Raw genomic sequence first — 14,393 nt, forward strand, 5'->3', positions numbered from 1 at the left:
ATGTCATACACGCGTAACTCCGGCAGCTGTGGTCGCCGCAGAGGGACCGCGGGGTCCGGAGGCGGGCCTGCCCGCGCGCAGGGCCCGGGGCGAGGCGCCCAGCTCGCGCCGGCACGCCTTGTTGAACGCCTGCAGGTCCGGGATCCCCACCGCCGCCGCTATCGCGGGGATCGCGAGGGTCGACTCGCGCAGCAGGTGCAGCGCGCGCGACATCCGCCTGCGGCGGATGTAGGCCACCACGGTGTTTCCCGTCTGGGCCCGGAACAGCCGGGTGAGGTGGTTGTGCGACACGCCGGCCGCGCGGGCGATGCCGGGGACGGTCAGCGGCGCGGCGAGGTCCGCGTCGATGTGCTCCATGGCGGCCGCCACGACGGCGTGCGCGCTGCCGGCCACGGGCAGGTTCGCCACCCGCCACAGCACCGTCCACACCTCCGCCGACGCCCGCGCCCTGGTGTCGGGGACGGCCGCGATGGCCTGCCGCAGCGAGGCGGCGATGAGCGGCGCCTGGTCCCCCGCGTCCCGCATGACGGCGACGACCCGCCGCTCGTCCACGCCGGGCAGCCTGAAGTGCGCGTACAGGTGCTCGGACCGGCCCCGGTAGTGGTAGTGCACCTCCGCGCCGGGCGGGATCAGGCTCACGTGACCGGGCTTGATCGCGTGCACGGTGCCTTCGAGCACCAGTTCGGCGGCGTACCCGTACAGGTGGAGCTGCCAGAGGTCGGGCAGCCGGAACACGTCGTGCGGACTGACCACACCGTGCACGCCCACCCCCGCCCCCGCCACCGCGGGCGGCGCGGAGAGCGCGATCTCCACCTGCCGCACAGCGCCTTGTCTACACCAGCCGGGGAAAATGGACCAGTAGTTGATGATTACAACCCACGACGCGGCTGATGTCCGGTTCTAGTTTCGAGGCATGCGAACCACCTTGCTGACCTCCGTACAGGTCGCCGGATTCGTGGCCGCCGGCTACCTGCGGCTCGACGGGGTCGTGCCGGACGAGCTCAACGATCAGGCGATCGACGTGCTGGAGGCGGGCATCCCGCACTCGCCCTACGGAACTCCTGCCGCCCGGGCCTTCCCCGACGGGTCCTTCGCCCGGCGGCTGATCGAGCTGCCGGCCGTCGCGGGCGCCCTGCGCTCGCTCGTCGGCCCAGAGCCGACCGTCGACCACCACGCCGTGCATGTGCGGGAGCCGCGCGAGGGCCACGCGCAGCCGCTGCACGCCGACGCCATCATCGACACCCGCATGGACGCGTTCGACGTGCAGCTCATGTACTACCCGCGCGAGGTGACCGCGGACATGGGCGGCACCCTGGTGGTGCCGGGCAGCCATCTGCGCCGGACCAACGAGAGCGACACCGGCCGCTACCAGAACCTGCGCGGCCAGACCCGGCTGACCTGCCCGGCCGGGACCGTGATGCTGCTCCACCACGGCATCTGGCACGGCGGGCGGCGCAACGACAGCTCCGTCCGGCGCTACATGTTCAAGATCCGCTTCAACCCGACCGTGCCGCAGGTGCGGCTCTGGGACACCTCCGACCTGGACGATCCCGCCGTGGTGGCCGAGCTGGGACGGTTTTTCCCCTGGTACGAGCAGGCGACCGGGCGGCTGGAGGTGCACAACCGGGTGCGGTTGTGGCGGGCCATGACCAACGATCCCTCGTTCGACGTCGAATTTTGGACCACTCGTGTGAACAACCGCCCCGGGAGGGTCGCATGAAGCAGCAGGTGCTCGTTCTCTACCTGGCCACCTCCGCGCTCGACGCTCCCGTGGTGGGCTGGTCGCGGTACGACGGCACCGGGCGTACCGACCCGACGGCGGGCGACGGGGACGAGCCGCCGTACGAGACGGGGGTGGACGCGCTGCGGGACGGCTGGCGGCTGTTCCAGGCGTCCCAGCTCATCCCGCCGTATCCCGGGCACGAGTACGACACGTCGTTCCTGAAGCACGAGTTCTTCTTCGAGAAGCTGTCGTGAGGCGCGTCATCGGACCGTCACCTCCTGGCGTAGGCGCAGGTCCCTGGACGACGACCCGACGTGGACCGTACGGCGGCCGCCCGCGAGCACCCATCGGCCGTCCGACCAGTACTGCAGCGCGCGCCGTGACCCGGACCCCGGCGGGCCCGTCGGCCAGGCGCACCTCGGGGATGCCGAGGCGGGGCACCCCGGGCAGGTAGCCGGCCTGGCCCTTGGCTGCCGGGTCCTTGGCGCCGTGCAGCAGCGAGACCTTCTCCGCCAGCGTCAGCTGCCCGAGCAGGGCGTCGACGTCGGCCCGGCGAGCGGTCCGCGGTGCGGGTGCGGCGGCGACGACCACGGCGGCTCCGAGGAGCCGGGCCGCGTCGTGGCGGGTCAGCGGCTGAGTGGGCGCCATGTCATCCATGGCAGCAAATCCCCGGTCTGGCGGAGACGGACCGGCAGGCAGTGGCGGTTTACGTTGCGGCAAAAACTTGCGCCCGCAAGGTGATATGTGATGTTGTCCGCTCCTGATCCCCTTATCGAGTCCGGGAGGCTTGAGCGTGCCGTTCAATGTGGATCTGACCAGCGGAAACGTGGAGAAGGAGGATCGCTCTGCCGAGAGGGGGCATTTCGGCGGGTCGATACTCGGGCTGCGGCTGATGGCCGAGCGCACACCCGCCGGCCTCGATCCGTACGACCCGCGAGCCCTGTTGTACGTGGCGGCCGGGACGCTGGGCGGGACGGCGGCTCCCGGGCTGGCCAAGGCGGTGTTCCTGGCCAAGTCCCCGCTGACCGGGCTGGCCGGGGAGACGCACGCGCTCGGGCCGTTCGCGGCGGGGCTGCGCGGGGCGGGCGCCAAGGCGCTGGCCGTCGCCGGCCGTGCCGAGCGGCTGTCCTACCTGCTCGTCCAGGGCGGCGAGGTGTCCTTGCACGATGCCGCCGAGCTGCGGGGGCTGGGCACGGCCGCGACGACCGACGCGCTGCGGGCCGTGCACGGCCGGGCGGCGCACGTCGCGGCGATCGGACCGGCCGGGGAGAACCTCGTCAGGTACGCGAGCGTGGTCACCGACTACGCCTACGCCGCCGGGCGGTACGGGATCGGCGCCGTCTTCGGGGCCAAGAACCTCAAGGCCATCGTGTGCGCAGGCGACGCGCCCGTGGAGGTGGCCGATCCCGAGGCGGTGGCCCGGCTGGCCGCCTACTACCGGGACGCGCTGACCACCAACCCGCTCGCGGCGCTCCAGGCGGGGCTGCCGGGGTTCGCCGGATGGGTCGGGGAGCCGCCCGCCCCCGGGTACGCCTCGGTGCGGAACTTCTCGGTGTCCGGCGCGTCCGGGCTGCGGGTCCCCGAGGCGCGGGACTACGACGGGCGGGCGGTGGCGACCACCGGCGCCTGCCCCGGCTGCCCGAACGACTGCCTCAAGGTGTACGCGCCCCCGGGCACCGCGGAGCGGAGGTCCGGCGGGCTCGGGCAGGAGGCGTTCCTGTCGCTCGGGTGGAACCTCGGGATCGACGACCTCGACGCCGTGCTCGGCGCGAACGCCCTCTGCAACGACCTCGGCCTCGACCCGGTCTCCCTCGGCGGGACGCTGGCGTTCGCCATGGAGTGCGCCGAGCGCGGCCTGCTGCCCGGCGGACCGGCGTTCGGCGACGCGGCGGCGCTGCCCGGGCTCATCAGGGACGTCGCGGCGCGCACCGGCGCCCTGGGTGACCTGCTCGCCGAGGGCGCGGCGCGGGCGGCGGCCGAGCTCGGCCCCGGGGCCGCCCCGTACGCGATGACCGTCAAGGGCGCCGAGCTGCCCTGCTTCGACCCCCGCATCCAGCCCGGCATCGGTCTCGGGTACGCCATCGCGCCGGGCGGGCCGCGCTACGACGCGCTGGAGCACGACCTCGACTTCGACCCCGTCGCCGGGCTGGCCTACAGCTTCGGCGAGGCCGGGCGGATCGGGGTCGAGCCCGCTCCGGTCGCCGAGCTCGACGCCGAGCGGGGGCGGCGCACCGCCCGGCTGCTGCGGCTGTGGAGCGGGCTCGACGCGCTGAACCTGTGCGTCTTCGCCTCCTCCCCCACCCGCCCGCTGACCATCGATCACCTGACCGCCCTGGTCACCGCCGTCCATGGAACGGAGTTCACCCTGGACGACCTGCTGGCGGCCGGTCAGGCACGGCTCGACGCGATGCGCGCGTATGCGGCCCGCGAGGGCGGCGGCCCAGATGAGTTGCCCGCCCGCATGCACGACGAGCCCGTCACGGAGGGGCCCCACCGGGGCGCCGTGCTGGACCGCGCCTCGTTCGGGCGTGCCCGCGACGCCTTCTGCGAGGAGCTCGGCTGGGACTGAGCTTGATCTCCCCCTTGTCCGGTTTGTGGGGACGGGTTATGGTCTGGTCAATCGTTTGACCGAAGGGAGTCCATCGGGGATGGCTGTCACGATCGACCTGAGCGGGCGGACGGCGCTCGTCACGGGCGGCGCCGGCGGTCTCGGTTCGGCGTGCGCCCGCGCTTCGCGCCCATCGCCGCCGCGGCCGACCTGACCATCCCGGCCGAGGTGAGAGCGTGCGGACAGGATCGTCGGCATGAAGAGCTCCCGGGTCACGCTGACCGATGTCGCCGCCGTCGCGAAGGTCGACCGGGCCGTCGTCTCCCGCGTCATCAACAAGGACCCCACCCTCAACATCCGGCCGGAGACGCGGGAACGGGTGCTGGCGGCGATCGAGGAGCTCGGCTACCGGCCCAACGCGGCCGCGCGGAGCCTGCGCACGGCCCGGGCGCACATGTTCGGGCTGTTCATCCCCGACTTCGCCAACCCCGTCTACGCGGAGATCATCAAGGGCGCGGAGGCGGAGGCGGCCGCCGAGGGGTACGTGCTGGTCACCGGCAGCGCGTCGAGCGCCGCGCTGGGCGACTACATGGACCGGATCGGGCAGGGCCGCATCGACGGCCTGCTGCTGGCCGGCACCGGGGGCGAGTCGGGGCTCATCAGCCAGCTCGACCGGGCCGCCATTCCGTGGATCATGCTCAACAACCGCAGCAGGAGCGTCAAGCGGTACGTCATCCTCGACGACGCGCGGGCCGCCGCGCTGGCGGTCGAGCACCTCGTACGCCTCGGCCACCGCCGCATCGCCCACCTCGCGGGCCCGTCCCGCGCCGACACGGCCACGCGCAGGTCGGCGGGGTACTCGGCGGCGATGCGCGAGGCGGGCCTGCCGGAGGGGCCGATCGTGGCGGCCGACTACACGCCGGCGGGCGGGGCGGCGGCGATGGCCCGGCTGCTGGCCGCTCCTGAGCGGCCGACGGCGGTGTTCGTGGCCAACGTGGCCTCGGCGATCGGGGCGATGGAGGGCGTGCGCTCGGCCGGGCTGGAGATCCCCCGGGACGTCTCCATCGTCGCCGTGCACGACCTCGAGCTGGCCAGCTACCTCCACCCGGCGCTCACGACGGTGCGCATGCCGCTGGGCGAGCTGGGCCGCCGCGGCGTGACCCTGCTGGCCAGTCTGAAGCCGGACGACACGGTGGCCGAGGTGCTGGCCGGGCCGATCCAGCTGATCCAGCGCGAGTCCACCGCTCCCCCGCCGTGAGATCCGTCCGAGAGGGTTTGGGACGCCCGATTTCACCCCATTGACAGCCCCGCAAACGGGACCCTAGGTTGTGCGAAACGTTTCGATCCAGGGAATCGGCAGTGGGATGTCTTCGATACGTGACGTGGCCGAGCGGGCGGGGGTCGCGGTCAGCACCGTGTCCGCCGCGCTCAACGGCACCCGGCCGGTGTCGGCGGCCACGCGGCGGCGCATCGAGCAGGCCGCGGCCGACCTCGGATACCGCCCGAGCCTGCTGGCCCGCGGCCTGCAGAGCAAGCGCACCCACATCCTCGCCCTGCTCTACCCCGCCCCGCGCAGCGGCTTCGGGCTGACCGAGATGCAGTTCGCCACCGGCGCCGCCGAGGCAGCCCGGGAGCTGGGCTACCACCTGCTGCTCTCCCCCGAGTACGCCGACCCGGTCGAGGAGCTGCGCCACCTCACCGGCCTCGGGCTGGTGGACGGCGTGCTGCTGATGGAGGTCGGGCTGGACGACGAGCGCACGGACTTCCTCATGGAGGCGGGGGTCCCGTTCAGCATGATCGGGCGGACCCGCGACCCGGGCTCGATCGACCACGCCGACATCGACTTCGCGGCCACCGCCAGGCAGGCCGTGGCGCACGTGGCCGGGCTCGGGCACCGCAAGCTGGCCTTCTTCAACCTCTCCGCCGACGCGTACGCGGCACAGTACGGTCCCGCGATCCGCGCCGGGGCGGAGTTCGCCGAGGCCGCCCGCGCGGCCGGGATCGGCTACGTGGACGACTTCCGGCCAGGCTCGGCCGAGGAGGGCAGGCAGGCGTTCGAACAGCTGGTCGCGGCGCATCCGGACGTGACGGCGCTGGCGGTGATGGACGACCACGCGACGGCCGGCGTGATCGCGGCCGTGGCGGCGCGCGGCTGGCGCATCCCCGAGGACCTGACGTTGCTGCTGGTGCTGTCGTCGGCGGGGGTCGCCGAGATGTTCCACCCCCGGCTCACCACCCTGGAGCCGCCGAGCGCCGAGCTGGGCGGGCTCGGCGCGCGCATGCTCATCGACCGGCTGGCGGACGACGGGCCGCCCCGGCACCGGCTGCTGCCCTGCCGCCTGGTGATCGGCGACAGCTCCGGACCGGCGCGAGGGAGCGCCGTCGCCTGGAGGAGCGGCGGGAGCGCAGCGACCAGAGCGGGGGAAGGCGACGGCATCGAGGGCGACCGAGCCAGCCTCACGGAGTGAGGCCATGAACCGCGAAGGAGTCAGATCGTGACACTCGGCATGCACACGCTCACCGCCGGGCGCGGCCTGCTGTTCGGCGGCGACTACAACCCCGAGCAGTGGCCGGAGCACGTGTGGGCAGAAGACGTCGAGTTAATGAGCGCCGCCGGGGTCAACCTCGTCACGGTCGGCGTCTTCAGCTGGGCGCGGCTCGAGCCCGAGCCGGGGAAGCGGGACTTCGCCTGGCTGGACCGGGTGCTCGACCTGCTCGGCGCGGCCGGGATCGCGGTGGACCTGGCCACGCCCACCGCCTCTCCGCCTCCGTGGCTGGGGCACCGCTGGCCGGAGACGCTGCCGGTGGACGAGTCGGGGCATCGCCTCTGGTACGGCTCCCGCAACCAGTTCTGCCCGTCGTCGCCCGTCTACCGGGAGCGCGCGCTGGCCCTGGTCGAGGACCTGGCCGAGCGGTACGCGGGCCACCCGGCCCTCGCCCTGTGGCACGTGGGCAACGAGTACGGCCAGGTCTGCCACTGCGACGAGTCCGCCAAGGCGTTCCGCGCCTGGCTGAAGGAGCGCTACGGCGACCTGGACGCGCTCAACGAGGCATGGGGCACCACGTTCTGGAGCCAGCACTACAGCGACTGGGCCGAGATCGTCACCCCACGCCGCGCCCCCTACATCGTCAACCCGTCGCAGCAGCTGGACTTCTGGCGCTTCTGCTCCGACGCCCTGCTCGCCCACTTCCGCGCGGAGCGCGACGTCCTGCGCGAGCGGACCCCGGACATCCCGATCACCACCAACTTCATGGGCCTCTTCAAACCGGTCGACTACTGGTCGTGGGCTCAGGAGGAGGACATCGTCTCCAACGACCACTACCCCGACCCGGCCGACCCGCTCGTGCCCGCCCGTACCGCGCTCACCCATGACCTCATGCGCGGACTCGCGAAGGGCAGGCCGTGGCTGCTGATGGAGCAGTCCGCGAGCGCGGTCAACTGGCGCCCGCACAATCCGCCCAAGCCGCCCGGCCGGCTCAGGCTGGAGTCGCTGCAGGCGGTCGCCCGGGGCGCGGACGGGCTGTGCTACTTCCAGTGGCGGGCCTCCCGGTTCGGCGCCGAGCGCTTCCATTCCGCGATGGTCCCGCACGAGGGCCCGGACACCCGCCTGCACGCCGAGGTCCGCGCGCACGGCCGCGAGCTGCGCGAGCTGAGCGAGGTGGCCGGAGAGCCGGTGCCGGCGCGGGTGGCGATGGTGTTCGACTGGCCGAGCTGGTGGGCGCTGGAGGAGCGCGGCCGGCCGAGCGACCGGCTCAACGCGACCGACCAGCTCTTCTGCTACTACCTGCCGTTCTGGGAACGCGGGGTGAGCGTGGACCTGGTGCCACCGTCCGCCGAGCTCGGCGGCTACGCCCTGGTCGTGGTCCCGAATCTCTTCCTGATCGGCGACGCGGACGCCGCGTCCTTGACCGCCTACGTCCGCGGCGGCGGGGTCCTGGTCGTAGGCCCGTTCTCGGGGATCGTGGACCCGCGGGCGCACGTGCGTACCGGACGGTTTCCCGCGCCACTGCGCGAGGTGCTCGGCGCGTCCGGCGAGGAGTGGCGGCCAATAGACGAACACGTGGACGGCCCCGTGCGCTGCCGGTGGGCCGACGGGGCGGAGTTCGCCGCGCACACCTGGACCGAGCTGATCAACCCGGAGGGCGCGGAAACGGTGGCCAGGTTCGCCGAGGGCGGCCCCGCGGTGCTGCGGCACCGCGCAGGGGAGGGCGTCGCCTGGTACGTCGCCACGATGCCCGAGCCCGACGCGCTCGGTGAGCTGGCCGAACGCGTGCTGGCCGACGCGGGCGTGCGCGGGGTGCTGCCGGAGCTGCCGCGCGGTGTCGAGGCGGTACGCCGCGGCGACGTCCTGTTCCTGCTCAACCACGGCACGGAGACGGTGCGGGTGCCGCTCCCCCACGCGGCGCGGGACCTGCTGACCGGATCCGCCGTGGACAGTCACATCACGCTGGCATCGCAGGCCGTGGCGGCCCTCGTGCAAGGAGCGGCATGAAGTTCAAGGACGGCTACTGGCGGCTGCGTCCCGGGGACCAGGGCTGCGACCACCTGGACACCCAGTACATGCTCGGGCCCGGGCGGCACGGGTTCGACAGCGTCTGCGATTCTCTGTGTTTACCTGAGTATTTCTGGCAAATCGGGCGGGCGTGGCCGTGGCGGGCCGTCTGCGTACGCTCCCAGGGGGAGTACGGGGGTGGCCGCGACGCGGTGGAAGCCGGTCCGGTGTTGAGGATCACGTGCAAGCCCTGTGCGTCCCGCTGGTGGGCGGGTCGTCTGGGGTGCTTGGCCCGCCGGACGCTGTCCACTCCCGGTAGAGGAGGGGGCGGGCACCGCGCGCCGGTCGGGCACACGGCTGGAGGTCGTCAACGTGTTCTTCGGGGTGCGGGTGGGTCGTTTCGGGGTGGGCCGGTTCTTGGCGCGGTCTCGCGCCTGGGGGCGGGGGTGCAGGTCAGTTCGGGTACGGCGGGCGCGGCGGGCGGCTCGGGTCGCCTTACGAGGGCGGCGGGCGCGGGCCACGTTGCCCTCCACCACCTGCCGGATGGTGCGGGCGCCGGTGGTGCGGTCGGTGCGGGTGGCGTTCTGGCCAAGCAGGCCGCGGGCAAGAATGCGTTCGGCTGCGGCCCAGTCCCGATCACACGACAGGCCGCAGGTCGGGCACCAGGCCCACGCCCAGCCCTGCTCGGTGCGCCGGTCGGGAGCCGGGCAATGCTGGAGGATGGAGGTGCCCTGGCCGCAGCGGGGGCAATAGCGGGAGGTGCCGCGGGCCGGGACGGTGACCACGGCGACGGCGTGCTTGGCCGCCAGATGTCGGATCGCCTCGGCGATCTGCCCGCGCACCTGCCCCGACAGCCGCGCGTTCGCCCGTCCCCGCCGCCCGCGCGCTTCCAAAGTGGCCAGGTCCTCCAGATAGATGACCGTCGCCCCGGCGGCGAGGGCCTGGTCGAGTGCCCAGCGGGCCGCCGACCAGGCCAGCGCCTTGTTCAAGCGCCGGATGCGGGCGCACACCCGCTCATGCTCCACCCCGATGACCTCACACGCCGCGGCCAGTTCGGCGACGCGGGCATCGGCGGGCGTGATACCGGCCAGCAGCCGTTCCAAATGCTGGTGCTTGGCGGCCAGGTGCTCGCGCTCGTCCCGCAGCCGGTGCAGCTTGGCCGAGATGCCGCTCGCGTCGTAGACCAGAGGCCACCCATCCGAGACGACCCGGCCCTCGCCTGTCAGATGTCCGATGGCGCCGGTGAGCAGGGTGTTCAGCCCCCAGTCGAAGCCGCACCCGATCCGGTGGCCGGTAGCGGGCACGAAACCGATCGGAGTCTGGAACGGCAGATCGACCCGCACCCGCCTCTCGAGCACCCGAAGGGTGGGGGAGCACAGTTTCGCCTCCGGCGGGACGGTCGGTGGGAGAGCGACTGGCAGCACATGCCAGGCCCAGTCCTTGGCGGAGACAGGGGACGCAGTCAGGGGCAGCTTCACCCGCAGCCGGGCGCCGCGCTCACCGCTGCGCTCCAGGGTGGCCAGTTGCCGGTCGGCCGCGGCCAGCACGATCTGCGCCGCACACGCCGGAGGCTCCTCCAGGTGCATGAGATCCGCTGGCAGCGCGCCGTCGTGGGTGTCGCGGTAGGCGCGGATCTGCCGCGTGCGGTTGCGGATCTCCGCCGCGCTCACCCCGTCCGGCAGCACCGCCCGCAACGCCGCCCATTCGGCCTCGGTCCGTCTATGCGGGCCGCACGGCCAGGTCGCCACGATCGCCGCCACCAGATCACGGCGGTGCAGCGCCAGCCGCAACAGGCGGGCGGCCTGCTCCTGGGCGCAGCGCGCCACCCGATCACACACATGCACGCCCGGCGCCGGGGCCACGCCCCAGCCCAGCCTCCGTAGCGCCATCCAGCCCTTTGCCGGCAACGCCCGCCCATCCAGCCCCACCCCGCACGCCAGCGCATCCAGATCCGCCGCGCTCCACCGGGCATCCAGTAGGCGGGCGGTCAGGTCCTGGGCCAGGCCGGTCAGCCAGGCCACCCGCTGCACCAACAGCGGCTGCGGGACGACCTGACCGGTCTGCTCCACGATCGCGCCATGAGCGGTGCAGGTCGCCGTCGCGGTGAGCCTGCTCATGCATGCACCGGCCCCAGTTGCGGGGCGCGCCCAAGCCGACGCGCCGTTGCCGGGGACCGAGCGCCGTGGCCACGCCTGGCCACGCTCGACGACCGGCACGCCCACACCCCCGCTCCGGCTTTCACTGTCGGTGACCGTTACACTACCAGCGATTGACCCTGATCGGTAGAACATATGAACGATATGATGCGCGCCGCCGCCCCCCTGCCTCGCCTGGGCAGAACCAGCCACTGCCCGTTGCGTCGTGCGCGTGAAGGCTCGGCGGCGTCACGGGACAACCCGGTCAGCGGACGCCTCGCCAACGCATACGGGTCCGAGAAGAACGATCCCGCCCAGGGAGTGACCTTCGCCGCCAATCCCAAGAGCGCTACTACGAGAACAGGGCAGGCGCTTAGGTTTCCATAGCGAACATGAAGAACAGTTCATACCCTGCGGCTCTTCGGAGAACCGCAGGCGACCGAGACCACGACTGCGACAGAGACCGCCGCGGGCGACGACATCGAGATCACCTGTAGGGACCTGTAAAAAGGACCTGTTATATAAGGAGCACCATGCCCACCTTCCCCGAGAACTTCCTGTGGGGCACCGCCACCGCCGCCTACCAGGTGGAGGGCGCCTGGAACGAGGACGGCCGCGGCCCGTCGATCTGGGACACCTTCTCCCACACACCGGGACTGGTGGCGGGCGGCGACACCGGCGACGTGGCCTGCGACCACTACCACCGGCTGGAGGAGGACCTGGACATCCTGGCCGCCCTGGGCGTGGGCGCGTACCGGTTCTCCGTCTCCTGGCCGCGCGTCCGCCCGAACGGCAGGGCCAACCGGCCGGGGCTGGACTTCTACGAGCGGCTGGTGGACGGGCTGCTCGCCCGCGGGATCGCCCCCGTCGCCACCCTCTACCACTGGGACCTGCCGCAGGAGCTGGAGGACGCGGGCGGCTGGCCCAACCGCGACACCGCCTACCGCTTCGCCGAGTACGCGGCCCTCATGGGCGAGACGATCGGCGACCGCGTCCGCACCTGGATCACCCTGAACGAGCCGTGGTGCTCGGCCTACCTCGGCTACGCCTCCGGCGTGCACGCCCCCGGCCGGACCGAGCCCGCCGCCGCGCTGGCCGCCGTGCACCACCTGAACCTCGGTCACGGCCTGGCCGTCCAGGCCCTGCGCGCGGTCGCCGCCCCGACCGCCCAGATGTCGGTCACGCTCAACCTGCACCATGTGCGCGGCGTGTCCGAGCAGGACGCCGACGCGGTGCGGCGCGTGGACGCGGTGGCCAACCGGGCCTTCCTTGGCCCCATGCTCGAGGGCGCCTACCCGCGCGACCTCATCGCCGACACCGCGTCGGTGACCGACTGGTCGTTCGTGCGCGACGGCGACGCGGCCACCGCGGGCCAGCCGCTGGACGTGCTGGGGGTCAACTACTACAACCCCACGCTGGTACGCCAGTGGGACGGCTCCTCCGACCGGGCGACCGCCGACGGGCACCAGGACGGGGCCGCGTCACCGTGGATCGCGTGCGAGGACGTCGAGTTCGTCCAGCAGCCGGGGCCGTACACCGAGATGGGCTGGAACATCGACGAGACCGGCCTGACCGAGCTGCTCCTGCGGCTGCACCGCGACTACCCCGCCATGCCCACCATGATCACCGAGAACGGCGCCGCGTTCGCCGACGTCGTGACGCCCGACGGGCGGGTCCACGACGAGCGGCGCGTCGACTACCTGCGCCGGCACCTGACCGCCGTGGCCGAGGCGATCTCGGCCGGGGTGGACGTGCGCGGCTACTTCCTCTGGTCGCTCATGGACAACTTCGAGTGGGCGCACGGGTACGCCAAGCGGTTCGGCATCATCCGCGTGGAGCCGGACACGCTCGAGCGCACCTGGAAGGACAGCGCCCACTGGTACCGCGACGTGGTCGCCTCCGGCAAGCTGCCCGGCTAGGGTTTACGGCCCACGCCCCCTACGAAGGTGTGGTACGTGATGCCCGGCGTGGCGCGGTCGTCCCGGCCCGGGCGCCACTCGGGCAGCGGCACCAGGCCGGGCTCCAGCAGTTCGAGGCCGTCGAAGTAGGAGAGGATCTCCTTGCGGGTGCGCCACCGGCCGGTGCCGAGGTGCTCGTTGAAGATCCTCTCCGCCTCGTACGCCTGCTCCGACACCTCGGGGTGGGCGTCGCCGGGATTGTGGAAGTGTGAGATCGCCACGTGGCTGCCCGCGGCGAGCGGCGCCACGAGCCTGGCCAGGATGCCGGCCGGATCCTCGTCGTCGGCCAGGTGGTGCAGGATCCCGAACATCAGCAGCCCGACCGGCTTGTCGAAGTCGATCAGGGAGCGCGTCTTCCGGTCGTCGAGGATCTTCTCCGGCTCGCGGGCGTCGGCCTCGACGATCGTGGTGGACGCGTCCACGGCTAACAGGGCACGGCCGTGCACGAGCACGATCGGGTCGTGGTCCACGTAGACGACCCTCGACTGCGGGGCGACCGCCTGGGCGATCTCGTGCACGTTGCCCTGCGTCGGCAGGCCGGAGCCGATGTCCAGGAACTGGCGGATGCCCGCCTCCGCCGTCAGGTGGTGGACCGTGCGCCGCAGGAACTCCCGGTTGGCCCTGGCCGCCTCGGGCGCGTCGGGCGCGATCTTCAGCGCGGCCGCGGCCACCTGGCGGTCGATCTCGTAGTTGTCCTTGCCGCCGAGCATGTAGTCGTAGACGCGGGAGACACTGGGCTTGGTCGTGTCGATCCCGCGAGGCGCGCGCTCCTGCTCGCTCTGGGGCACTGTCGGCTCCTCGGTCAGGTGAATAGGCCCATGATCCTCATTCGGCATCCCCGATTTACACGGACATTTCATCATGCGGGATACGCGCTGTGCGCCTACCAGCGATCAACGTGCAGCACCTCGTCGAGCGGTTGCCGCCGCGCGGGCTTGAACGTCTCGCCGAGGTAGTGGGCGGTCGGGATGAGCACGCCCTGGCGGACGTCATCCGGGATGCCGAGCAGCTCGGCGATCTCGCTCTCGTACGCCAGGTGCAGCGTCGTCCACGCCGTGCCGAGCCCGCGAGCCCGGGCGGCGAGCATGTAGCTCCAGGCGGCGGGCAGCAACGACCCCCACAGACCGGCCTGACTGCCTTCCGGCAGCCCGCCGCCCGGCAGCGTGATGCAGCCGATCACCAGCACCGGCACGTCGCCCATGTGCTCGCCCAGGTAGGCGGAGCTCTCCGAGACCCGCTGCTGCTGCGCCGCCCTGACCTCGTCGTCCTGGAACAGCGATGCGGCGGAGGCGCCGGACTCGTAGTAGGTCCGCAGCGAGCGGCCGTAGTAGTCGCCGATCGCCCCGCGCAGCTCGGGGTCGGTGACCACGAGCCAGTGCCAGCCCTGCCGGTTGCCGCCGGTGGGCGCCTGGAGGGCGACCGCCAGGCACTCGCGCACCAGGTCCATGGAGACGGGGCGGGTGAGGTCGAGGCGCTTGCGCACGCTGCGGGTGGTGGTGAGCAGCTCGTCCGGGCTCAGTTCGTTGATCGCCATAG

At 72.5% G+C, this 14,393-nt stretch carries 11 protein-coding genes; 7 read left to right on the forward strand and 4 right to left on the reverse strand.

Annotation, left to right across the window (positions count from 1 at the left end; all coding sequences use genetic code 11):
* Positions 1–3: 3 nt before the first annotated feature.
* Positions 4–822, reverse strand: coding sequence for a helix-turn-helix transcriptional regulator (locus ABN273_RS12400; protein ID WP_349448869.1), 819 nt, complete (start codon positions 820–822; stop codon positions 4–6).
* Between the two features lie 91 nt (positions 823–913).
* On the opposite strand from ABN273_RS12400, the gene ABN273_RS12405 reads away from it, so the two are divergent.
* The 6 genes from ABN273_RS12405 (at position 914) to ABN273_RS12430 (ending at position 8,764) form a co-directional block, all read left to right on the forward strand.
* The gene (locus ABN273_RS12405; protein WP_349448870.1) at positions 914–1,720 is read left to right on the forward strand and encodes a phytanoyl-CoA dioxygenase family protein; all 807 of its coding nucleotides are present in this window, start codon (positions 914–916) and stop codon (positions 1,718–1,720) included.
* Positions 1,717–1,977, forward strand: coding sequence for a hypothetical protein (locus ABN273_RS12410; RefSeq protein ID WP_349448871.1), 261 nt, complete (start codon positions 1,717–1,719; stop codon positions 1,975–1,977). The genes ABN273_RS12405 and ABN273_RS12410 overlap by 4 nt, the downstream gene beginning before the upstream one ends.
* A 539-nt stretch (positions 1,978–2,516) precedes the next feature.
* A complete protein-coding gene (locus ABN273_RS12415; protein WP_349448872.1) occupies positions 2,517–4,292 on the forward strand; it encodes an aldehyde ferredoxin oxidoreductase C-terminal domain-containing protein in 1,776 nt (591 codons plus the stop codon).
* 235 nt (positions 4,293–4,527) lie between these two features.
* Positions 4,528–5,529, forward strand: a complete 1,002-nt coding sequence (locus tag ABN273_RS12420; protein WP_349448873.1) for a LacI family DNA-binding transcriptional regulator — start codon at positions 4,528–4,530, stop codon at positions 5,527–5,529.
* 106 nt (positions 5,530–5,635) lie between these two features.
* Complete coding sequence (locus tag ABN273_RS12425; RefSeq protein ID WP_349448874.1) at positions 5,636–6,739, forward strand: LacI family DNA-binding transcriptional regulator; 1,104 nt, start codon at positions 5,636–5,638, stop codon at positions 6,737–6,739.
* A 27-nt stretch (positions 6,740–6,766) separates the two neighbouring features.
* Positions 6,767–8,764, forward strand: a complete 1,998-nt coding sequence (locus ABN273_RS12430; protein WP_349448875.1) for a beta-galactosidase — start codon at positions 6,767–6,769, stop codon at positions 8,762–8,764.
* Positions 8,765–8,883: 119 nt separating this feature from the next.
* On the opposite strand, the gene ABN273_RS12435 is transcribed toward ABN273_RS12430, so the two are convergent.
* Positions 8,884–10,881 carry a zinc ribbon domain-containing protein gene (locus ABN273_RS12435; protein ID WP_349448876.1) on the reverse strand — a complete coding sequence of 666 codons (1,998 nt, stop codon included), beginning with the start codon at positions 10,879–10,881 and terminating at the stop codon, positions 8,884–8,886.
* Between the two features lie 551 nt (positions 10,882–11,432).
* Here ABN273_RS12435 and ABN273_RS12440 point away from each other — a divergent pair.
* On the forward strand, positions 11,433–12,818 hold the full coding sequence (locus ABN273_RS12440) for a GH1 family beta-glucosidase (protein WP_349448877.1): 1,386 nt from the start codon (positions 11,433–11,435) through the stop codon (positions 12,816–12,818).
* Here the strand turns inward: ABN273_RS12440 and ABN273_RS12445 are convergent.
* Both ABN273_RS12445 and ABN273_RS12450 read right to left on the reverse strand, forming a co-directional pair.
* Positions 12,815–13,645: an SAM-dependent methyltransferase gene (locus ABN273_RS12445; RefSeq protein WP_349448878.1), complete on the reverse strand. Its 831-nt coding sequence runs from the start codon at positions 13,643–13,645 to the stop codon at positions 12,815–12,817. The two genes, ABN273_RS12440 and ABN273_RS12445, sit on opposite strands and share 4 nt — an antisense overlap.
* Before the next feature lie 95 nt (positions 13,646–13,740).
* Complete coding sequence (locus tag ABN273_RS12450) at positions 13,741–14,391, reverse strand: nitroreductase family protein (protein WP_349448879.1); 651 nt, start codon at positions 14,389–14,391, stop codon at positions 13,741–13,743.
* Positions 14,392–14,393 lie beyond the last annotated feature (2 nt).

The sequence above is a fragment of the Nonomuraea sp. B19D2 genome (assembly GCF_040137845.1).
In the GTDB taxonomy this organism is placed as follows: Bacteria; Actinomycetota; Actinomycetes; order Streptosporangiales; family Streptosporangiaceae; genus Nonomuraea.